Source organism: Kitasatospora sp. NPDC059646 (assembly GCF_042734615.1).
Lineage (GTDB): Bacteria > Actinomycetota > Actinomycetes > Streptomycetales > Streptomycetaceae > Kitasatospora.
Genome location: NZ_JBHWDS010000017.1, coordinates 130670 through 151627 on the forward strand (window position 1 = coordinate 130670; position 20958 = coordinate 151627).

Consider the following 20958-nt stretch of genomic DNA (forward strand, 5'->3'; position numbering starts at 1 on the left):
GTTCCGGCCCGATGGCCAGAAGTTCATGTCAAGGCCCTTGTCGGGTCATTCTCTACGCGCGTATCTTTCTGGCTGGATCTACGCGAGTAGCCATCCAGGGCCCGTCCGGCGGACCGGAGCGGCCCTGGCAGCCAGCCTTCTGACGAACCCTCAACGCCACCCGGCGCCGCACGACGGCGACCGGGCCATGGTCCTGCCACGAAGGAGCCCCGCAACGGTGCCCAGCCCCACCCCCGCCCGCCGCTCCCGCCGCACCCTGCTGCGCGTCACCGCGCCCGCCGCGGTCGCCGCGTCCCTGGTCCTCGTCCCGCTGCCGGGCGCGTTCGCCGCGCCGTCCACCGGCGCGGTGATCGCCGAGGTGTACGGCGGCGGCGGCAACTCCGGTGCCACGCTGAAGAACGACTTCATCGAGCTCGGCAACCCGACCGGCGCCGCGTTCGGCCTCTCCGGCTACAGCGTGCAGTACCTGCCCGGCAGCCCCGGCGCCTCCACCCAGTGGGGCGTCACCCCGCTGAACGGCTCGATCCCGGCCGGCGGGCGCTACCTGATCGCCGAGGCCCCGGGCGCCGGCGGCACCGCGGACCTCCCGGCCGCCGACGCCAGCGGCAGCCTCGCGCTGTCCGCCACCTCCGGCACCGTCGCGCTGGTCAACGGCACCGCCGCGCTGAGCTGCAAGACCGCCGCCGACTGCGCCGCCGACCCGCGGATCGTCGACCTGATCGGCTTCGGCTCCGCCGTGGTCCGCGAGGGCGGCGGCCCGGCCGCCGGCGCGTCCAACGCCGCCTCGGTGGCGCGCGGTTCGTCGCTCGCCGACACCGACGACAACGCCAAGGACTTCACCGCCGGCGACCCGACCCCGGTCAACTCCAAGGGCGCCGGCACCGGCACCCCCGGCGGCGGCGACGGCGGCACCACCCCGCCCGTCCCCGGCACCGTGCGCATCCACGACATCCAGGGCACCACCCGGATCTCCCCGCTGAACACCAAGACCGTCACCAACGTGCCCGGCATCGTCACCGGCGTGCGCGGCTACGGCACCAAGGGCTTCTGGATCCAGGACCCCGACGCGGACGCCGACCCGGCCACCAGCGAGGCCGTGTTCGTCTACACCGGCTCCGCCGCCCCGACCGTCAAGGTCGGCGACTCGGTGCTGGTCACCGCCAAGGTCAGCGAGTACTACCCGAACAGTGCGGGCGGCTCCCAGTCGGTCACCGAGCTGACCGGCCCGAAGACCACCGTGCTGTCCTCCGGCAACGCCGTCCCCGCCGCCGTGGTGCTGGACGCCGCCACCATCCCGGCCGCCTACGCGCCGGACAACGGCGGCGGCTCGATCGACAACCTGCCGCTGAACCCGTCCGCGTACGCCCTCGACCTGTACGAGTCGCTGGAGGGCATGAACGTCGAGGTCCGCGACGTGCCCGTGGTGCAGGCCACCGACAAGTACAACGAGCTGTGGGTGGACGCCCGTTCGGCCGACCCGCGGACCGGGCGCGGCGGCGTCGTCTACCTCGGCTACGACCAGCCGAACACCGGCCGGATCATGATCCAGTCGCTGCCGCCGCTGACCCAGCAGCCGTTCCCGGTCGCCAACGTCGGCGACGAGCTGACCGGTTCCACCGCCGGCCCGCTCGACTACAACCAGTTCGGCGGCTACACCATCGCCGCGAACACCGTCGGCGCCGTCAAGGACAACGGCCTGCAGCGCGAGGTCGCCGACCGGGCGCTGCCCAGCGAACTCTCCATCGCCACCTACAACGTGGAGAACCTCGACCCGAGCGACGGCCCGGCCAAGTTCGCCGAGCTCGCCCAGGCCGTCGTCACCAACCTGCGCTCGCCCGACATCGTCGCCCTGGAGGAGATCCAGGACAACAACGGCGCCGTCAACGACGGCACCGTGGACGCCTCGGTCACCGTCCGGACCTTCATCGACGCCGTCAAGGCCGCCGGCGGCCCCGCCTACGACTGGCGCTCCGTCGACCCGGTGGACGGCAAGGACGGCGGCGAGCCCGGCGGCAACATCCGCCAGGTCTTCCTGTTCAACCCCGACCGGGTGTCCTTCACCGACATCCCCGGCGGCGACTCCACCACCGCCGTCGACGTCACCGGCACCGGCAAGCGCACCTCGCTGACCGCCTCGCCCGGCCGGATCGCCCCGCAGGACGAGGCCTGGAACACCAGCCGCAAGCCGCTGGTCGGCCAGTTCAGCTTCCACAACAAGCCGGTCTTCGTGATCGCCAACCACTTCAACAGCAAGGGCGGCGACCAGGGCATCGACAGCCGCTTCCAGGCCCCGACCCGCAGCTCCGAGGTGCAGCGCGGCAAGCAGGCCGCCGTCGAGCAGGCCTTCGTGGCCAAGCTGCTCGCCGCCGACCCCGGCGCCCGCGTCGTCTCGCTCGGCGACTTCAACGACTACCAGTTCTCGCCCGCGCTGCAGACCCTCACCAAGGACGGCGTGCTCCGCGACCTGGTGAACGAACTGCCCGAGAGCGAGCGCTACTCGTACGTCTACCAGGGCAACTCGCAGGTGCTCGACCACATCCTGGTCAGCCCCGCGTTCAAGCAGCAGCACGTCCGCTACGACGTGGTGCACATCAACAGCGAGTTCGCCGCGCAGGCCTCCGACCACGACCCGCAGGTGGTCCGCGTCAAGCCCTGACGCCCGGCGCGCGGTCGAGCCCCCGTTCCGCCTCCGGGCGGGGCGGGGGCTCCCGTTGTTACCGACGGGTTGACCCGACGACCCGTTGGCCGCAGGATCGGGGCTCGAAACCTGCCCCCCGGAAGGACCGCTGATGGCCCTCGACGCCGACGTCATCGTGATCGGAGCCGGCCTGGCGGGCCTGGCCGCCACCGCCGAACTCGCCGACGCCGGACGGCGCGTGATCCTGCTCGACCAGGAGCCCGCCGGCTCGCTCGGCGGCCAGGCGCACTGGTCGTTCGGCGGGCTCTTCCTGGTCGACTCGCCCGAGCAGCGCCGGATGCGGATCAAGGACTCCCGCGAACTCGCCTGGCAGGACTGGCTCGGCACCGCCGGCTTCGACCGCGAGGAGGACGCGTGGGCCCGCCGCTGGGCCGAGGCGTACGTCGACTTCGCGTCCGGCGAGAAGCGGGCCTGGCTGCGCGGCCTCGGCGTCCGGCTGTTCCCGGTGGTCGGCTGGGCCGAGCGCGGCGGACTGCTGGCCACCGGGCCCGGCAACTCCGTGCCGCGGTTCCACATCACCTGGGGCACCGGGCCCGGCCTGGTCGAACCCTTCGCCCGCCGGGTCCGCGACGCCGTCCGGGCCGGGCGGGTCGTGCTCCGCTTCCGGCACCGCGTCACCGGGCTGGCCGCGACCGCCGGTTCGCTGGACACCGTCACCGGCGAGATCCTCGCGCCGTCCGCCGTGCCGCGCGGCGAACCCAGCTCCCGCGAGGTCGCCGGACACTTCGAACTCCGCGCCCAGGCCGTGATCGTCGCCTCCGGCGGCATCGGCGGCAACCACGAGAAGGTCCGCGCCGCCTGGCCCGAGCGGCTCGGCGCCCCGCCCGCCCGGATGCTCTCCGGCGTCCCCGCGCACGTCGACGGCCTGATGCTCGACGTCGCCGCGGCCGCCGGGGCCGGACTCGTCAACGGCGACCGGATGTGGCACTACACCGAGGGCATCGAGAACTGGAACCCGATCTGGGCGCGGCACGGCATCCGCATCCTGCCCGGGCCGTCCTCGCTCTGGCTCGACGCCACCGGAACCCGGCTCCCCGTCCCGCTGTTCCCCGGCTTCGACACCCTCGGCACCCTCGACCACATCATGCGCACCGGGCACCAGCACACCTGGTTCGTGCTCACCCAGAAGATCATCGAGAAGGAGTTCGCGCTCTCCGGCTCCGAACAGAACCCCGACCTGACGGGACGTTCGGTCCGGCAGGTGCTCGGCCGGGCGCTGCCCGGCGCACCCGGGCCGGTCGAAGCCTTCAAGCAGCACGGCCCCGACTTCGTGGTCGCCACCACCGTCGAGGAACTCGTCCGCGGCATGAACGAGCGCCAGAACGGCGCCCCCGCGATCGACGCGGCGGCGCTGCGCCGCGAGATGGAGGCCCGCGACCGGGAGATCGCCAACCCCTTCGGCAAGGACCTCCAGGTCACCGCGATCCACGGCGCCCGGCGCTACCTCGGCGACAAGCTGATCCGCACCGCCGCCCCGCACCGCCTGCTCGACCCGGCGGCCGGACCGCTGATAGCCGTCCGGCTGCACATCCTCACCCGCAAGTCCCTCGGCGGCCTGCACACCGACCTCCGGGCCCGCGCCCTGCGCCCCGACGGCACCGTCCTCGACGGCCTCTACGCGGCCGGCGAGGCGGCCGGCTTCGGCGGCGGCGGCATCCACGGCTACCGCTCCCTGGAGGGCACCTTCCTCGGCGGCTGCCTCTTCACCGGCCGCACCGCCGGCCGCGCGGCCGCGGAGGCCACGGCGTAGCCCTGACGGGCCGTCAGCGGCCGGTGGCGCCGTCGATCTGTTCGCGGAGGATGTCGGCGTGGCCGGCGTGGCGGGCGGTCTCGCTCGTCATGTGGGCGACCACCCAGCGCACGGAGAGCAGTTCGCCGCGGACCGGGACGGCGACCGGGCGGGACAGGTCGGGGGAGCTGCGCAGCACGGCGTCGCCGGCGGCGATGGCCTCGCGGTAGTCGGCGAGGACCCGTTCGGCGCTCACCCCGGCCGGCACCGCCATGTCGAAGTCGACCTCGCCGTCCTCCTCGCGGCCCGCGACGTGGTGGCCGAACCAGTACCGCTCGGCCGCGGTCAGGTGCTGGACCAGCCCGAGCAGGTTGGTGCCCGTGCCGACCAGGACGCGGCGCAGTTGTTCCTCCGTCAGCCCCTCGGTCTTCTTCAGCACGCACTCCCTGGCGAAGGCCAGGAAGGCCAGTGCGGTGTCGAGCTCGCCGCCGTCGTTGAAGGGGACGGGGCGGCGCTGGGTCTCGGGTTCGGTCATGCCGCGAACCTACCCGCCCCGTCGGGCCGCCCGCGAAGCGATTTCCGGGACGGGTGGGGCTGCTGCGGCGGGTGGTGCGGATGGGGCGGATGTGACCACGGAGAATGGGGGTGTGAACGAAGGAGTCGTGGTGGCGGAGCTGGACGGGCGGGCGGTGACGGGTGGGCAGTGGCAGGCCCTGGCGCTGACCAATTACGGGCACTTCACCACGATGGTGGTCGAGGACGGGCGGGTGCGGGGCCTGGGGCTGCACCTGGCGCGGCTGGAGCAGGACTGCGAGGTGCTGTTCGGAGTGCGGCCGGAGCGGGACCGGGTACGGGAGTTCGCCCGTCGGCTGGCCCCGGCGCGGGGGGCGGCGGTGCTCCGGGTGACGCTGTTCGATCCGGCGATCGACCTGGGGACCATCGGCGGGCCGGCCGAGCCGCGGGTGCTGGTGACGGCCCGTCCGGCGGGCGCCGGGCCCGCGGGCCCGCTGCGGGTGCGGACGGTCCGGCACCGGCGGGAGCTTCCGCAGGTGAAGAGCGTGGCGCTGTTCGGGGTGCTGCGCCAGCGGCGGCTGGCCCAGCAGGCCGGGTTCGACGACGCGCTGTTCGTGGACGGGGACGGCGGCCTGACCGAGGGCGCGACGTGGAACGTCGGGTTCCTACGCGGCGGCGAGCTGGTGTGGCCGCGGGGGGAGTACCTGACCGGCACCGCGATGACCCTGGTGCGCGCGGCGTGCGGCGGACGCGAGGACCGGGTGGGCCCGGAACTGGCTGGGGTGGACGCGGTGTTCGCGACCAACGCGACCACCGGCGTGCGGACCGTCACGGCGGTGGACGGCCGGGAGTTCGACGCCCGGGCGGCGGATGCGGCCGGGGTGGCGCGGCTGCGGGAGGCGTTCCTCGCGGTGCCCGGGGAACGGCTGTGACAGGCCTTCCCGCGGCGGCCGGGAGCGGCGGTGACCAGCGGCAACGGCTGACGGTGCGTCATGATCGGGCCGTCCGCGCCGCGGCGTCGGCGGCTTTACCATCCCATGGTCGGATCATGTGCTCGCCCAGACCGACGCGATGACGCTCGTTCACCGGGCATCCGGTCGGCGGCCACCGGCCGCTGACAGTCTCCCGCGCATGGATATCCCCAACATGGGCGTGCCCGCCCAGCTGGCCGCCCGCATGAACATGGCGGAGCAGCACGAGTACCTGCGCAGCAAGCTCTCCCGCCGCACCCTGCTGCGCTCCAGCGCGGTGACGGTCGGCGCGCTGGCCGTCGGCGGGGCGCTGGGCTCCGGCACGGCGTTCGCCGACCCGGCCGCGCCGAAGGGCAGCACGACGGACGCGGTGACCGGTTCGCTGGTCGCCCCGGTCGGTCGCCACCTGCAGTTCGGCGCCGAGGCCGACACCCAGATGCGGGTGTCCTGGCAGGTGCCGGCGCCGGTGCAGAAGCCGTTCCTGCGCTTCGGCCGCCACCCTTGGGAGCTCAGCCACAAGATCGAGGCCGAGGTCCGGGCGCTGCACACCCCCGCGCTGACCCCGACCGGCACCCCGGTCGACCAGTACTACCTGCACGTGGAGCTGAACCACCTCCAGCCCGGCACCACCTACTACTACGGCGTCGGCCACGACGGCTTCGACCCGGCCTCGCAGCAGGCGATCTCCACCCTGCAGACCTTCACCACCGCGCCGTCCCGGCACGGCCGCCACAACCGCCCGTTCGAGCCGTTCACCTTCACCGCCTTCGGCGACCAGGGCGTCTCCTCGCACGCGGCCGGCAACGACCACGTCATCCTGGCCCAGAAGCCGGTGTTCCACCTGCACGCCGGCGACATCTGCTACGCCGACCCGATGGGCCAGGGCCAGGACAGCGACAAGGTCGCGTTCAACGCGCGGACCTGGGACGCGTTCCTGGCGCAGACCGAGACGGTGGCGGCGAAGGTCCCGTGGATGGTCTCCTACGGCAACCACGACATGGAGGCCTGGTACTCGCACAACGGCTATGGCGGCGACGACGCCCGCTTCACCCTGCCGACCAACGGCCCGGACCCGCGCAAGGCGCCCGGCGTCTACTCCTTCAGCTACGGCAACGTCGGCGTCGTCTCGCTGGACGCCAACGACGTCTCCTACGAGATCCCCGCCAACCTGGGCATCACCGCCGGCCGGCAGACCGAGTGGCTGGAGCGCAAGCTGCGCGAGCTGCGGGCGGACGAGGCGATCGACTTCGTGGTGGTCTTCTTCCACCACTGCGCCTTCTCCACCACCCACCAGCACGCCTCCGACGGCGGCGTCCGGGACGCCTGGGTGCCGCTGTTCGAGAAGTACCGGGTGGACCTGGTCATCAACGGCCACAACCACGTGTACGAGCGCACCGACGCGATCCTCGGCAACAAGGTCAGCAAGGCCGTGCCGAGCGGCGCGAGCATCGACCCGGCCAAGGACGGCGTGGTGTACGTGACCGCCGGCGCCGCCGGGCGCAGCCTGTACTCGTTCGACGCCCCCGACACCTACGAGGGCCACGAGAACCACCAGGACGAGGTGGTCACCTACCACTTCGACAAGGGCAGCGTGAAGGTCGCGGAGACCGTGCACTGGTCGCGGGTCCGCTACACCGGCTACTCGTTCATCAAGGTGGACGTCACCCCGGCGCACCGCGGTGCGACCAGCACCATGAAGGTCACCGCGCTGGCCGAGGACGGCACGCAGATCGACCACTACTCGATCACCCGCCGCGCGGGCCGCAGCGAGCACGGCCACTGACACCGCGGTCGGCGCCCCCGGACCCGGTGCTGTCGGGCCCGGGGGCGCCGCCGTTCCGGCCGGGGCGGGGCGGTGGCTGGGGCGGCCCGCCGCCCGGGGCGGGGCGACGGGGCAGGGCGACGGGCCTGGGCGGGGCGGCGTCTAGGGTGGGGCGGTGAGCACCGCCCGTTCGATCATGCTGTTCGCCCTGGCCGCGCTGCTGGAGATCGGCGGCTGCTGGCTGGTCTGGCAGTCCGTCCGCGAGTCCCGCCCGTGGTGGCTGGCCGGCCTCGGCGTCCTCGCCCTCGGCCTGTACGGCTTCACCGCCGCGCTCCAGCCCGACGCGAACTTCGGCCGGGTGCTGGCCGCGTACGGCGGCGTCTTCGTCGCGGGCTCGCTGCTCTGGGGCGTGGTCGTGGACGGCTTCCGCCCCACCCGGTGGGACGTCCTCGGCGCCCTGATCTGCCTGGCCGGCGTCGGCGTGATCATGTACGGGCCGCGCCGCTGAGGACGCCCTCCCGGGCCGGAACGGGCCGGTGCGGCACCGGAGTCGGGGGCGGGCGACGGCACGGACGCCGGGGCTGCGCGTTGTCCGCGCGGTGGGGCCCCGGGTGTCCGTGCCGCCCACCGTCCCGCTGGGAACGGTGGCCGGTCGGCCGCCGTCAGCCGGCCACCCAGCGCCAGCCGTTCTTGTCCTCGCACCGGATGGTCCGGCCGGAGGCGTCCGTGCCCGACACGCCGTGGTCCGAAGTGCGGCAGAACTGGCCCGCCTTGTAGCAGTTGCCCGCGTTCGACAGCGGGTGGCAGCCGGCCGCCTCGTGGGTGGGGGCGGGATCGGCCGGGGGCTCGGCGGTGGTGGTCCTCGGGGCCGGCCGGGCGGTGGTCGGGGCGGGCTCCGGGGCCTGCGTGGTCGGCGGCTCGACCGTGGGTGTCGGCGTCGGAGCGGGGGAGGGCGTCGGCGAGGGGGACGGCGAGAGGGAGGGCGAGGGCGAGGGCGAGGCGACGGCAGCGGGGGTGGTGGGCGCGGCGGGCGCGGCGTCGGTGGGCTCGCAGGCGGTGGCGAACAGTGCGGCGGCCAGCAGCGCACCGGCGGCGGAGGCCCGGCGCAGGCGGAGGGAGAGGGACAACGCGGCTCTTCTCGGAGGGAGTTGGCGGGACGGGACGCCATCCTTCCGAGTGTGTGCGAGGCGTGGAGTTCGAGTGACGAGTTCGTTACCGATCGGAGATCGGACCGCCGTCCGGCCGCCGAAGGGGTCTGCTGCGTACCGGAGTTGACGCAGGCGCAGGCGCAGGCGCAGGCGCGAGGCCCGACCGGGCGGGTCGAGTGGTCGACGTGTCGCCGATCCGCGACCCGCACCGGCGGCCGGCCGTCCCGGCGGGGCCGGCGGCTACTGGCGGTAGGTGGCGAGGAAGCGGCCGATGCGGTTGATCGCGGTCTCCAGGTCGTCGGCCCGGGGGAGGGTGACGAAGCGGAAGTGGTCGGGGCGGGGCCAGTTGAAGCCGGTGCCCTGGACGATGTGGATCTTCTCGCGGAGCAGCAGGTCGAGGACGAAGCGCTCGTCGTCGACGATCCGGTGCACGGCCGGGTCGAGCTTGGCGAAGGCGTACAGCGCGCCGCGGGGCTTGACGCAGGAGACGCCGGGGATCTCGTTGAGGGCCCGCCAGGTGACGTCGCGCTGTTCGGTGAGGCGGCCGGTCGGCAGGACCAGGTCGTTGATGGACTGCCGGCCGCCGAGCGCGGCCTGCACGGCGTACTGGGCGGGCACGTTGGGGCACAGCCGCATGCCGGCCAGCATGGTGAGGCCCTCCAGGTAGTCCTTGGCGCGCTGCTTGGGGCCGGAGACCACCAGCCACCCGCTGCGGAAGCCGGCCACCCGGTAGGCCTTGGAGAGGCCGTTGAAGGTGAGGGTGAGGACGTCGTCGGCGAGGGCGGCCAGGCAGTGGTGCTCGACGCCGTCGTAGAGGATCTTGTCGTAGATCTCGTCGGCGAAGACCAGCAGGTTGTGGCGGCGCGCCAGGTCGAGCAGGCCTTCGAGGAGTTCCTTCGGGTAGACCGCGCCGGTCGGGTTGTTCGGGTTGATCACCACGATCGCCTTGGTGCGGTGGGTGATCTTGGCAGCGATGTCGTCCAGGTCGGGGAACCAGTCGGACTCCTCGTCGCACAGGTAGTGCACCGCCTTGCCGCCGGCGAACGTCACCACGGCCGTCCACAGCGGGTAGTCCGGCATCGGGACGAGCACCTCGTCGCCGTCGTCGACCAGCGCCTGCACGCTCATCTGGATCAGCTCGGACACGCCGTTGCCCAGGTACACGTCGTCCACGCCGACGTTCGGAACGCCGCGCTGCTGGTAGTACTGCACCACGGCGCGGCGGGCCGGCAGGATGCCGCGGGAATCGCTGTAGCCGTGCGCGTTGGTGAGGTTGCGGACGATGTCCTGGACGATCTCCTCGGGCGCCTCGAAGCCGAACGGCGCGGGGTTGCCGGTGTTCAGGCGCAGCACGCTGTGGCCGGCCTCCTCCAGGGCGTTGGCGGTGTCGACGACCGGGCCACGGATCTCGTAGCACACGTCCTTCAGCTTGCTGGACTGGCGAAACTCCATCAGCGGCCTCCCGACCCGTCACCGAGCCCCTGCGGCCGGCTTGCTTCGTTCTACCAAGTAAGGACTTGGAAAGTCCAACCTCTTGGCTATGCTGACGACATGCCACGCCGAAGCTACGACCAGTACTGCGCCGTCGCCCGCGCCCTGGACGCGGTCGGGGAACGCTGGAGTCTCCTGATCGTCCGTGAACTCCTCGGCGGACCGCGCCGCTACACCGACCTGCACGCCGACCTGCCCGGGGTCTCCACCGACATCCTCGCCACCCGCCTCAAGCAGCTGGAGGCCGAGGGCCTGGTCGAACGCCGCCGCCTGGAACGCCCCGCCAACGCCACCGTCTACGAGCTGACCGAACGCGGCACCGAGCTGCGTCCCGTCATCGAGGCGCTCGCCCGCTGGGGCGCCCCGGAACTCGGCGAGCCGCGCCCCACCGACGCCGTCCGCGGGCACTGGTACGCCGTCAACTCCTGAGCTTCCGTTGAGGTATGACTCCCCGTCGGCGAGTACGCTGAGGCCGTCCGGGCACGACCGAACGGCCCGGGGCGGACGGGGGGTACCGCTGTGTCAGGTCCGATTTCCATGCTGGTCGGCATCCAACGCTGGTCGCGCCGCCGGTTCGGGCGCAGGAGCGAACTCGACGCCGCCGCCGCGCACCGCGCCGAACTGGAGCGGGCGGCGGCGGTCGCCAAGGTCCACCGCCCGACACTGCTGACCGGCCCGTTCAACAGCATCGGCCCCGGCGCCGGCGGCAGCTAGGCCGCCCGGGCCGGGGGGCGGGCGGGCTCGGGGGCGGTGCGGTGGATGTCGAAGACCTTCACCAGGCCGGTGGCGCGGAGCACCTTCAGGATGTGCGGGTCGGCCACTGCCAGGCCGAGCGTGCCGTCCTTGGGCCGCAGCAGCCTGAGCCCGCCGACCAGCGCGCCCAGGCCGGGGCCGTCGAGGTGCCCGACGCCGTTCAGGTCGACGACGAGCCGGGTGAAGCCCTGGTCGGCGAGGTCGTGGATCCGGTCGCGCAGGCTCTTCGCGGTGTTCCGGCAGAGGCAGCCGGCGGCGGCGAACCGGGCGCCGGGCCCGCCCTGCTCCGTCGGCTCCGCGTCGGACAGCTCCAACCCGGGGCAGACTTCGGGGTGCCGGCGGGCGGGCGGGCCGTCGACCGGCCGGGCGGCCGCGGCCGGAAGGGGCGTCGAGGCGACGCCGACGCCGTCCACCCGCAGGTGCAGGCTCTCCTCCGCCCGCGCGACCGAGTCGTAGAACGCGAAGACCCTGGTCAGCCCCGTGATGCGGAACATCTTCATCAACGGCGGCGCGCCCTCGACGCAGACCACCGTGCCACCCAGCGCCCGGGTCCGCTTCAACGCGCCCACCAGCACCCCGAGTCCGGTGCTGTCCGTGGTCTCGCAGCCGCTGAGGTCGACGACGAGCTGCACGTGGCCCTGGTCGATCGCGCCGACCAGGGCCGTCCGCAGGGTCGGGCTGGTGTAGACGTCGAGTTCGCCGATGACGGTGAGCACGGTCGTCGTGGCGGAGACGTGCTCGTGCGAGACCGCGAGGCCTCCCCAGGAAGCGGTGATGGTCTCCACGTGTTCCTCTCCGTCCACGGCACACACCTGCCGGGATCCTACGCCGGGCCGCCGCTGCGGCGGCCGGTGTCCACCAACCTGGCGGTCCAGAGCATGAGTTGACGCATCAGCCGCTCGGCGCGCAGGTCGCCACCGGGGAGGAACGGCAGCACAACCAGCGCCGGGAGGCTGGCCACGGCGGCCAGCAGCAGCGGCGGCGTCAGCAGGGCGACCACCGTGACGACGCGCGCCGCGTCGAACAGACGGCCGGTCAGGGGAACGGGCAGGACGGGCACTTCGGCCTCCGGGTGGTCGGATCGGTACCGGGTCCCTCCCGGCCAGGTCCACAATGGAGCCCGCGGCCCGGGCCGCCGCGCCCCTGCGACGAGGTGCGACGGGGCCGCGGCAGGAGCGGGGCGGGACGGGGGGAGCGCGCGATGGGAAGCGACGAGAACCGCGGAGCGGCGGCGAAGGCCCGGCAGGTGCCGCCGCCGCAGCTGCCGGCGGGGCCGCTGCGCGAGTTCAAGGAGTACCTGTACCGGCTGTACCTGGACGCGGGCGCCCCGACCCTGGCGGGGATCGCCGCCGCGGTCGGCGAGTGCGACGACCTGCCGGGCGCCCCGGGCAAGGACACCGTCGCCCGGATCCTCCGCGGCGACACCCTGCCGGGCCGGGACGACGCGGTGTCCGTCGCGGCCGTGCTCGCCGCCCGGGCCGGCCGGTCGCCGGAGGAGGCGCAGGAGGCCGTCCGCGCCCGGTGGGCCGAGGCGAGCGCACACCGGCCGCCCCGGCCGCGCACCCTCCGGCTCTGGGAGCAGTCCGCGCTCGGCGTGCGGCGGGCGCCCGCCGTCGACGGCAGCGACCCGGGAACCCACACCGAGTACGTCGAACGCGCCCACGACCGGGAGCTGCGCGACCAGCTGCGGCAGGCCGCCGGGGGCGGGAAGCGCCGCTCCGTCCTCGCCGTCCTGGCCGGGGCCCCGGGCACCGGCCGGACCAGGGCCGCGTACCGGGCGGTCGAGCAGGCCCTCCCCGACTGGCCCCTGCTGAACCCCGCCCGGGGCCCGGAGGAACTGCTGGCCCTCGTCGCCGCCGACGCCGTCCCGGCCCGCACGGTGCTCTGGCTCGACGACCTGGCCCGCTACCTCGACGGCGGGACCGGCGAGGAGGTCGCCACCGTCCTGGCGGCGCTGCTGGACAGGGCCGCCCCGATCGTGGTGATCGGCACGATCCGCACCGACCAGTTGCGGCGGCTCACCGACCGGCCCGGCCCGGCCGGCGACGGACACCCCCGCGCCAGGGCCCTGCTGAACACCTGGCTCACCGAGCTGGACGTCCCCGACAGCATGGCCGGACACCTGCCCGAGGTCGCCGAGAACGCCACCCGCGACCCGCGCCTCGCCGCAGCCCTGCGCGCCGCGGCCGCGGACGGAAGGGTCCTGCAGCACCTCACCGGCGGCCCCGTCCTGGTGCGCCGCTACGAACAGGGCCCCGGCCACTTCTTCACCGAGATCGAGCACGCCCTCATCAGCGCCGCCGCCGACGCCCGCCGGATCGGCCACGCCGGACCGCTCCCGCCGGACCTGCTCGCCGAAGCCGTCGGCGGCTACCTGCCGGACACCGCCCGGGTCACCGGCGACGGCTGGCTGATCGCCGCCGTCGACGCACTCTGCCGGCCCTCCGGCGAGCACGGGCACCGCGGACTCGCCGCCCTCGCCGCCGTCCGCGAGACCCCCGGCCTGGGCCCGGCGGACGGCTACCGGATCACCGACTACCTCGACCGGCACCTCCGGCGCCGCCGCGGCCACCTCTGCCCGCCCGCGACCCTGTGGGACGCCGTCGCCCACCACGCCCGCACCACCGACGACCTCGACGCCGTCGCGGCCGCGGCCCGCGACCGCCGCCGCTACGGCCACGCCCTGCACCTGTACCGGAGGTCCGCCGACGAGGGCAGCCGGGCCGCCCGCGCCGCCGCCACCGCACTGCTGGCGGAACTCGGCGACCGGGCCGGAGCGGAGCGGGCCGCCGCCGACGACCCGCGCGCCTGGATGCTGCTGGCCGCCGCCACCGAGGCGTCCGGCGACCGGGCCGCCGCCGAACGGGCCTACGCGGTGGCGGCCGACCACGGCGAACCGCAGGCCTGGGCAGCCCTGGCCAGACTCCACGAACAAGGTCAGGACCCGGGCGGCGCCGAGCAGTTGGCGTCGCGCGCGCTCCTCCTCGGCCACCCGCAGGCCTGGACGGCGCTCGCCCGGCTCCGGGAACACGCCGCCGACCACGCCGGTGCGGCCCGCGCCTACCAGGAGGCCGCCTGGGGCGGCGACGCCTGGGCCTGGACCGGGCTCTCCCGGGTCCACCGGAACAACGGAGACCTGGCCGACGCCGAACTCACCTGCCTGGAAGCCGCCGTCGTCGGAGCCGTCACCACCGGGGCCGACCTGGTCCGCTGCCACTGGGAAGCCGGCGACCCGGCCGCCGCCGAAGCCGCCGCCGAGCGCGCCGGCCGGGCCGGAACCGCCGAAGGCTGGACCGCGCTGGCCCGGCTCCGGGAGACCGCCGGCGACCCCGCCGGGGCCGAGACCGCCTACCGCAGGGCCGCCGCCCTCGGCACCGCACTCGCCTGGGCCCAGGTCGCCCGGCTCCGCGAGACGGCCGGCGACCCCGCCGGAGCCGACGACGCCGCCGCCCGGGCCGCCCGGCTGGGAGACGCCTACGCCTGGTCGGAACTGGCCCGCCGCCGGGAACGCGCCGGGGACGGCGCGGCCGCCGACCACGCGGCCGCCTGGGCCGCCCGCGCCGGGGACCCGGAGGCGTGGACCGCGCTGGCCAGGCTCCGGGAGAGCGCGGGCGACCGGACCGGCGCGGACCTCGCCGCCACCCGGGCCGCCGCCCACGGCGACCCGGAGGCCTGGGCGGCGCTCTCCCGGATCCGCGAGCGCGCCGGCGACCGCGCGGCCGCCGAACTGGCCGTCCGCGAGGCCGTGGCCGCCGGCGGTGACGGCGCCTGGACCGCGCTCGGGAGGGTCCGCGAACACCAGGACCCGGAAGCCGCCGCCCGGGCCTACCGGCACGGCACGGAACTCGGCGACGCCGACGCCTGGGCGGCCCTGGGCCGGCTCCACGAGCAGGACGGTGACCGGGTCGGCGCGCGACGGGCGTACGGCCACGCCGTCGACGGCGGCGACAGCGGAGCCTGGGAGGGCCTGCGCCGGGTCGCCGGGGCCGGTGGCCCGCCCCACCAGGACCTGGACCACCGGCCCTACGGCCTGACCGCCGCCGGCCGGCCCGCCGCCCGGGCCGACGTCCTCCGGCCCTGGCAGGCCTGACGCCGCTGCGGCCGGGCGGTGCCGCCGGAACCGCCCGGCGCCGTCGGCGGCGTGTGCTTGGCTGGCCGCCATGGACGACTCCTCGCGCATGTGGATCACCGCCGTGCCGCCGTTCGGGCCGGACGACGTCGGGGTGCTGCTCTCGGTGGACACCGGCTCCACCGACCCGGGCGAACGCCTCGCCTGCCGACTGCTGGACCGCGGCCACGAGGGGGAGGAGGGCGTGTTCCACCTGCTGCCCTTCGACCTCGCCGCCCGCTACAGCCGCACCGGCGACCGGCTGGCCGTCACGCTGGTCGCGGCGCGGGCCGTGCTCGACGAGGAACGGACCGAGGCGCCGCCGCAGTCGGACGAGGACGGGTGGGTGACGCTGCTCCGCCGCGAACTGGTCACCGACTTCGAACCCGCCGAGCAGGACGGCGAGAAGCAGGCCGTCCTGCTGATCGACCACCTCGGACCGGTCGGCTCGCTGGAGGAGTTGTTCGCCCGGTTCGAGGACGGGGAATCGGGTATCGCGGTACTCAACGCCCAGTAGTGCCGGGACAGTTGGGGGCGAGCATGGCGGGGGGCGACCGGTTGCGCGCGGTCGCCGGGCTGCTCGGGGCGGCGCTCGGCGCGGGCCTCGGACTGGCGGTCCTGCTGTCGGCCTGGGGCGCCATGGCGCTGTTCGGCGACGGCGGCTTCCCGTCCGACCCGGTCCTCGTGACGCTCCTCCCGGCGGGCGCCACCCTGCGGACGCGCCGGGACCGGCGGCCGGTGAACCGGCGGCCCGCGCTGCCGGCCGCGCTGCTGCTGTTCCTGCTGCTCGCCGTGGACGCCGCCGTCGTCGGCGGGGACTCCGCGGGGGAGCGGCGCCCCGGCCCGCTGCTGCTCGGCGTCCTGCTGGGCGTGCTGCTGTTCGGCGCGGTGTTCGGGGCGCCGGCCGGCGAGCCGGTCGCGGAGCCGGGCCGCCACTGGCTCCGGTTCGCCGGCCGCGGCCGCAGCTTCCACCTCGCCGTCCACGGCGCCCTGCTCGCCCTGCTGGCGCTGACCGTCGCCGTGGTCGCCGCGTCCGGCTGATCCGGCGTCAGTCCGTCCGGCGGGCCGGCCACCAGACCCGGCCGCCGAGGTCGTGGACCAGGGCGGGCACCAGCAGGGAGCGGACCAGCAGGGTGTCGAGGAGGACGCCGAACGCCACGATGAAGGCGATCTGGGCCAGGAACGCCAGCGGGATCACGCCGAGGGCGGCGAAGGTCGCGGCGAGGACCACGCCCGCCGAAGTGATCACCCCGCCCGTCGCGGTCAGCCCCCGCAGCACCCCTGCCCGGGTGCCGAGCCGGGCGCTCTCCTCGCGGACCCGGGTCATCAGGAAGATGTTGTAGTCCACGCCCAGCGCCACCAGGAACACGAACCCGTACAGCGGCACCGAGGGATCGGTCGCCGAGAAGCCGAACACGTGCGGGAACACCAGCGCCGAGACGCCCAGCGTCGCCAGGTAGGACAGTGCCACCGTCGCCGCCAGCAGCACCGGCGCCAGCACCGAGCGCAGCAGCAGCACCAGCACCGCCAGGATGCACAGCAGCACCACCGGCATGATCAGCGCCCGGTCGTGACGGGCCGTCAGCCGGATGTCGGCCTGCTGCGCCGAGTACCCGCCGACCAGGGCGTGCGCCCCGTCCACGGCGTGCACCGCCGTCCGCAGCCGGCCGACCGCGGCCAGCGCCGGGTCGCTGTCGGCCGGGTCGGCGAGCGTCGCGTCCAGCCGGACCCGCCCGTCCGCGACCAGCGGCGGGTCGGACGGCGCGCCGCCGGTGTACGGGCGCACCGAGGCCACGCCGGGCACCCGCGCCGCCGCCGCGGCCACCTCCTCGGCCCGGCCGGCGTCCGCGACGATCACCGCCGGGTTGCCGGAGCCGCCCGGGAAGTGCGCCGACAGCAGGCGCTGCGCGGCCACCGACGGCTGGGCGGTGGTGAAGAGTTCGGACTGCGGCACGCCGCGGGCGTCCAGCAGCGGGGAGCACGCGGCGAGCGCCGCCAGCACCGCGACCGAGCCCACCCACAGCGCGCGCGGGCGGCGGGCCACCAGGTCGGCGACCCGCTGCCACAGCCGGCCGGAGCCGCCCGCCGCGGTGGGTCGGGCCGGCCAGAACGCGGCCCGGCCGCACAGCGCCAGCACCGCGGGGAGGAACGTCAGCGCGGCGAGGACGGCGCAGGCGATGCCGATCGCGCCGACCGGGCCGAGCGCCCGATTGTTCGTCAGGTCCGAGAGCAGCAGCACCAGCAGGCCCAGCCCGACCGTCAGGCCCGAGGCGGCGACCGGCTCCGCGGAGCGGCGCAGCGCAGTGCGGGCGGCGTCGAACCGGTCGCGGCCGGCGGCGAGTTCCTCCCGAAAGCGGGCGGACACCAGCAGGCCGTAGTCGGTGGCCGCGCCGATCACCAGGATCGACAGCAGGCCCTGCACCTGCCCGTCCACCCGCACCACGCCGTGCCGGGCCAGCGCGTAGACGACCGCGCACGCCACCGCGAGGGCGAACACCGCGCCGGCGATCACCAGCAGCGGCAGCAGCACCGCCCGGTACACCAGCAGCAGGATCAGCAGCACCACGCCGAGCGCCACCCCCAGCAGCAGGCCGTCGATGCCGGCGAACGCCCCGGACAGGTCGGCCAGGACGGCCGCCGGCCCGGCCACCCCGCCGGTCGCGCCCGCCACGCGGACCCGTTCCCGGATCTCCCGGACCGCGGCCTTGGTGTCCGGGCCGAGGTCGGCACGCAGCTGCACCACCGCCTCCAGGGCGCGCCCGTCCGCGGAGGGCAGCAGCGGCGAGGCCTGCCCGGTGGCGCCCGGCACCGCGGCGGCGTCGGCCAGCGCGCGGCCGGCGTCGGCCCGCAGCCGGTCGCCGACCGGACCGTCCTGCGCCTCCCAGACCAGCACCACCGGCAGCGTGCTCCCGGTGCGGAACGCCCGCTCCAGCTCGGTCACCCGGGTGGATTCCGCGCTGCGCGGCAGGAATGACGCCCCGTCATTGGCGGACACCTCGCCGAGGCGTCCGGCGAACGGGCCGAACGCGCCGCCGAGCGCCAGCCAGACCAGCAGCAGGGCGAGCGGGAGCAGGAACCGGGCGCGGCGCGGGGAGGTCGGCATGGGCGGGAGGATATCTCAATGATTGAGAGATCTCGACGGTGTGCCGGTGGCGCTAGGGTCTGGGCAGGCGGGGGTCCGAAGACGGAACCGGGGTCGTGGGGCGGGCCGCAGGACACGGAGTGAGGAGCGCAGGTGGTGGCGCAGCGGGACGGCGACCGGGAGTTCGGGCGGCTGCTGCAGGGGCTGGCGTCCGAGATGAACCTGCTCGGGCACGACTTCGCGGCCGCCCAGGGCCTGCACGCCACCGACGTGCAGGCGCTCCTGGCGGTGCTGCGGGCCGCCGACCCGCCGGGCGTCACGCCGGGGCGGCTGCGGGCCGAACTCGGCCTCACCTCCGGTGCGGTGACGGCCGTGCTGGACCGGCTGGAGCGCGCCGGGCACGTCCACCGCACCCGGGACGCCGCCGACCGGCGGCAGGTGCACGTGCACTACCACCCGGACGCCGCCCGGCTGGCGTTCGACTGGTTCACGCCGGTCGCGCACTGCACCGACCGGGTGCGGTCCGAGTTCCGGGCCGAGGAAGTCGCCACCGTGGTGCGGTTCCTGACCCGGATGACCGAGGAGCTGGAGCAGTTGCGGCACGAGCGCCGGCAGCAGCAGCCCCGCTGACCTGCCCGGAGACACGCCCGATTCGGGCGCTGTGGCAGGATCTCGACCCTTTTGCCGGGTATGGTCGGCGGGCGTCCGCACGTCCCGGCAGCCCCTGGGAGCCCTCTCCATGCCGCAGCCCCAACCGGTCCTCACCAATCTGACCGGGGCCGCCGTGTTCCTGGTGCTCGCCCTGGAGGAGGGCGGCGAGCAGGCCGTCCGCGACCTGCTGCCCGACCTCGCAGGGCTGACCCGCTCGGTGAGCAGCCGCGCCCCGCACGACGGGCTGGCCCTGGTGGTCGGCATCGGATCGGACGCCTGGGACCGCCTGTTCGCCGGCCCCCGGCCCGCCCAGCTGCACCCGTTCCAGGAGCTGGCCGGCCCCCGGCACCTCGCCCCCGCCACCCCCGGCGACCTGCTGCTGCACGTCCGCGCCGAACGCATGGACCTCTGCTTCGAACTCGCCACGAAGATCACCGGCCGGCTCGGCCCCGCGGTCGGCGTGGTCGACGAGACCCACGGCTTCCGGTACTTCGACTGCCGCGACCTGATCGGCTTCGTCGACGGCACCGAGAACCCGGACGGCCAGGACGCCGCCGACGCCGTGCTGATCGGCGACGAGGACCCGGCCTTCGCCGGCGGCTCCTACGTCATCGTGCAGAAGTACCTGCACGACATGGCCGAGTGGAACGCGCTGAGCACCGAGCGCCAGGAACTCGTGATCGGCCGCACCAAGCTCGACAACATCGAACTCGACGACGCCGCCAAGCCCGCCGACTCGCACGTCGCCCTGAACACCGTCACCGGCCCGGACGGCGAGGGACGCGACATCTGGCGGCTCAACATGCCGTTCGGCTCGTTCACCGAAGGCGGCGAGTGCGGCACCTACTTCATCGGCTACGCCCGCGACCCGGGGGTCACCGAGGAGATGCTGCGCAACATGTTCCTCGGCCGCGGGCCAGCCGCCCACGACCGGCTGCTGGACTTCTCCACCGCCGTCACCGGCACCTTCTTCCACGTCCCCAGCGCGGACTTCCTGGACGACCCGCCGCCCGCGCCCGGCACCGCCGCCGCCCGCGCCCGGCACGACGCCCCGCCGGCGCCGCAGCCACCGGCCCCGCCCGCACCCCCGCCGGCCCGGGACGGCAGTCTCCGCATCGGCAGCCTGAAGAGGAGTACCGCACCGTGAACAACCTGCACCGCGAACTGGCGCCCGTCTCCACCGCCGCCTGGGCCGAGATCGAGGAAGAGGCCCGGCGCACCTTCACCCTGCACCTGGCCGGCCGCCGGGTCGTCGACCTGCTCGGCCCCGACGGCCCGGAGCTCGCCGCGGTCGGCACCGGCCACCTCGCCGACATCGCCGCCCCCGGCAACGGCATCCGGGCCCGCGCCCGGGAGTGCCGGGCGCTGGTCGAACTCCGCGTCCCGTTCACCGTCACCCGGGCCGCCGTGGACGACGTCGAACGCGGCTCCAAGGACTCCGACTGGGACCCGGTCAAGGACGCCGCCCGCACCATCGCCCTCGCCGAGGACCGCGCCATCTTCGACGGCTACGCCGCCGCCGGCATCACCGGCATCCGGGACGGCTCCAGCAACCACCCCGTCGCCCTCCCCGAGGACGTCCGCGACTACCCCAACGCCGTCAGCCGCGCCCTCACCGCGCTGCGCCTGGCCGGCGTCGGCGGCCCCTACTCGCTGCTGCTCGGCGCCGACACCTACACGGCCGTCAACGAGACCTCCGACCACGGCTACCCGGTCCACAACCACCTGGCCCGGCTGCTCGACGGCGAGATCATCTGGGCCCCCGCCGTCGAGGGCGCCGTGCTGCTCTCCGCCCGCGGCGGCGACTTCGAACTGCACCTCGGCGAGGACCTGTCCATCGGCTACCTCTCGCACGACGACACCACCGTGCACCTGTACCTGCAGGAGTCCCTCACCTTCCAACTGCACACCGCCGAGGCCTCGGTGGCCCTCACTTCGCACTGACCCGGCAGGCCCGCGCGGCCGGGACGGGCCCTCACGCGTAAACACAGCTGACGCTGCCGACCACAAAGGTCGGGTAGATCTCGCTGGTCGCCGGATCAGTAAAGACCA

At 74.9% G+C, this 20958-nt stretch carries 18 protein-coding genes and 2 pseudogenes; 13 read left to right on the forward strand and 7 right to left on the reverse strand.

Annotation, left to right across the window (positions count from 1 at the left end):
• Window positions 1-217: 217 nt before the first annotated feature.
• Window positions 218-2656 carry an endonuclease/exonuclease/phosphatase family protein gene (locus ACFV1L_RS15080; RefSeq protein WP_380365974.1) on the forward strand — a complete coding sequence of 813 codons (2439 nt, stop codon included), beginning with the start codon at window positions 218-220 and terminating at the stop codon, window positions 2654-2656.
• Window positions 2657-2789: 133 nt separating this feature from the next.
• Window positions 2790-4448, forward strand: a complete 1659-nt coding sequence (locus ACFV1L_RS15085) for an FAD-binding dehydrogenase (RefSeq protein WP_380365975.1) — start codon at window positions 2790-2792, stop codon at window positions 4446-4448.
• Window positions 4449-4461: 13 nt separating this feature from the next.
• Here ACFV1L_RS15085 and ACFV1L_RS15090 read toward each other — a convergent pair whose 3' ends face one another.
• Complete coding sequence (locus ACFV1L_RS15090; RefSeq protein WP_380365977.1) at window positions 4462-4962, reverse strand: DinB family protein; 501 nt, start codon at window positions 4960-4962, stop codon at window positions 4462-4464.
• 130 nt (window positions 4963-5092) lie between these two features.
• Between ACFV1L_RS15090 and ACFV1L_RS15095 the strand changes: the two genes are divergently transcribed.
• The 3 genes from ACFV1L_RS15095 to ACFV1L_RS15105 all read left to right on the forward strand — a co-directional run bounded on the left by ACFV1L_RS15095 (window position 5093) and on the right by ACFV1L_RS15105 (window position 8181).
• The gene (locus ACFV1L_RS15095) at window positions 5093-5872 is read left to right on the forward strand and encodes an aminotransferase class IV (RefSeq protein ID WP_380366007.1); all 780 of its coding nucleotides are present in this window, start codon (window positions 5093-5095) and stop codon (window positions 5870-5872) included.
• A 199-nt stretch (window positions 5873-6071) separates the two neighbouring features.
• Window positions 6072-7694, forward strand: coding sequence for a purple acid phosphatase family protein (locus ACFV1L_RS15100; RefSeq protein ID WP_380365979.1), 1623 nt, complete (start codon window positions 6072-6074; stop codon window positions 7692-7694).
• Between the two features lie 154 nt (window positions 7695-7848).
• Window positions 7849-8181 (forward strand): YnfA family protein, encoded by a 333-nt coding sequence (locus ACFV1L_RS15105; protein WP_380365981.1) that lies wholly within the window; start codon window positions 7849-7851, stop codon window positions 8179-8181.
• Between the two features lie 154 nt (window positions 8182-8335).
• Here the strand turns inward: ACFV1L_RS15105 and ACFV1L_RS15110 are convergent, their stop codons facing one another.
• Both ACFV1L_RS15110 and ACFV1L_RS15115 read right to left on the reverse strand, forming a co-directional pair.
• A complete protein-coding gene (locus ACFV1L_RS15110; protein WP_380365982.1) occupies window positions 8336-8800 on the reverse strand; it encodes a hypothetical protein in 465 nt (154 codons plus the stop codon).
• A 261-nt stretch (window positions 8801-9061) separates the two neighbouring features.
• Entirely contained in the window at window positions 9062-10273 is a 1212-nt protein-coding gene (locus tag ACFV1L_RS15115) for a pyridoxal phosphate-dependent aminotransferase (protein WP_380365984.1), read from the reverse strand.
• A 99-nt stretch (window positions 10274-10372) separates the two neighbouring features.
• Here ACFV1L_RS15115 and ACFV1L_RS15120 point away from each other — a divergent pair.
• Window positions 10373-10732, forward strand: a pseudogene (locus ACFV1L_RS15120) (winged helix-turn-helix transcriptional regulator); the annotation flags it as partial.
• A gap of 117 nt (window positions 10733-10849) precedes the next feature.
• Complete coding sequence (locus ACFV1L_RS15125; protein ID WP_380365986.1) at window positions 10850-11026, forward strand: hypothetical protein; 177 nt, start codon at window positions 10850-10852, stop codon at window positions 11024-11026.
• Here the strand turns inward: ACFV1L_RS15125 and ACFV1L_RS15130 are convergent.
• The 3 genes and pseudogenes from ACFV1L_RS15130 to ACFV1L_RS15140 all read right to left on the reverse strand — a co-directional run bounded on the left by ACFV1L_RS15130 (window position 11023) and on the right by ACFV1L_RS15140 (window position 12125).
• Window positions 11023-11478 (reverse strand): STAS domain-containing protein, encoded by a 456-nt coding sequence (locus ACFV1L_RS15130; protein WP_380366009.1) that lies wholly within the window; start codon window positions 11476-11478, stop codon window positions 11023-11025. The two genes, ACFV1L_RS15125 and ACFV1L_RS15130, sit on opposite strands and share 4 nt — an antisense overlap.
• A gap of 21 nt (window positions 11479-11499) precedes the next feature.
• Window positions 11500-11841: pseudogene (locus ACFV1L_RS15135) on the reverse strand (STAS domain-containing protein); the annotation flags it as partial.
• A gap of 47 nt (window positions 11842-11888) precedes the next feature.
• Window positions 11889-12125 carry a dTMP kinase gene (locus ACFV1L_RS15140; protein ID WP_380365988.1) on the reverse strand — a complete coding sequence of 79 codons (237 nt, stop codon included), beginning with the start codon at window positions 12123-12125 and terminating at the stop codon, window positions 11889-11891.
• Window positions 12126-12266: 141 nt separating this feature from the next.
• Between ACFV1L_RS15140 and ACFV1L_RS15145 the strand changes: the two genes are divergently transcribed.
• The 3 genes from ACFV1L_RS15145 to ACFV1L_RS15155 all read left to right on the forward strand — a co-directional run bounded on the left by ACFV1L_RS15145 (window position 12267) and on the right by ACFV1L_RS15155 (window position 16214).
• Window positions 12267-15155, forward strand: a complete 2889-nt coding sequence (locus ACFV1L_RS15145) for a hypothetical protein (RefSeq protein WP_380365990.1) — start codon at window positions 12267-12269, stop codon at window positions 15153-15155.
• 70 nt (window positions 15156-15225) lie between these two features.
• A complete protein-coding gene (locus ACFV1L_RS15150) occupies window positions 15226-15690 on the forward strand; it encodes a hypothetical protein (protein WP_380365991.1) in 465 nt (154 codons plus the stop codon).
• A 23-nt stretch (window positions 15691-15713) separates the two neighbouring features.
• On the forward strand, window positions 15714-16214 hold the full coding sequence (locus tag ACFV1L_RS15155; protein ID WP_380365993.1) for a hypothetical protein: 501 nt from the start codon (window positions 15714-15716) through the stop codon (window positions 16212-16214).
• 7 nt (window positions 16215-16221) lie between these two features.
• Here ACFV1L_RS15155 and ACFV1L_RS15160 read toward each other — a convergent pair whose 3' ends face one another.
• Window positions 16222-18276, reverse strand: coding sequence for an MMPL family transporter (locus ACFV1L_RS15160; protein WP_380365994.1), 2055 nt, complete (start codon window positions 18274-18276; stop codon window positions 16222-16224).
• A 132-nt stretch (window positions 18277-18408) separates the two neighbouring features.
• Between ACFV1L_RS15160 and ACFV1L_RS15165 the strand changes: the two genes are divergently transcribed.
• From ACFV1L_RS15165 to ACFV1L_RS15175, 3 genes are all read left to right on the forward strand, one after another.
• On the forward strand, window positions 18409-18885 hold the full coding sequence (locus ACFV1L_RS15165; protein WP_380365996.1) for a MarR family winged helix-turn-helix transcriptional regulator: 477 nt from the start codon (window positions 18409-18411) through the stop codon (window positions 18883-18885).
• A gap of 109 nt (window positions 18886-18994) precedes the next feature.
• Window positions 18995-20053 (forward strand): Dyp-type peroxidase, encoded by a 1059-nt coding sequence (locus ACFV1L_RS15170; protein WP_380365997.1) that lies wholly within the window; start codon window positions 18995-18997, stop codon window positions 20051-20053.
• The gene (locus ACFV1L_RS15175) at window positions 20050-20850 is read left to right on the forward strand and encodes a family 1 encapsulin nanocompartment shell protein (RefSeq protein ID WP_380365999.1); all 801 of its coding nucleotides are present in this window, start codon (window positions 20050-20052) and stop codon (window positions 20848-20850) included. The genes ACFV1L_RS15170 and ACFV1L_RS15175 overlap by 4 nt, the downstream gene beginning before the upstream one ends.
• Window positions 20851-20958: the final 108 nt, after the last annotated feature.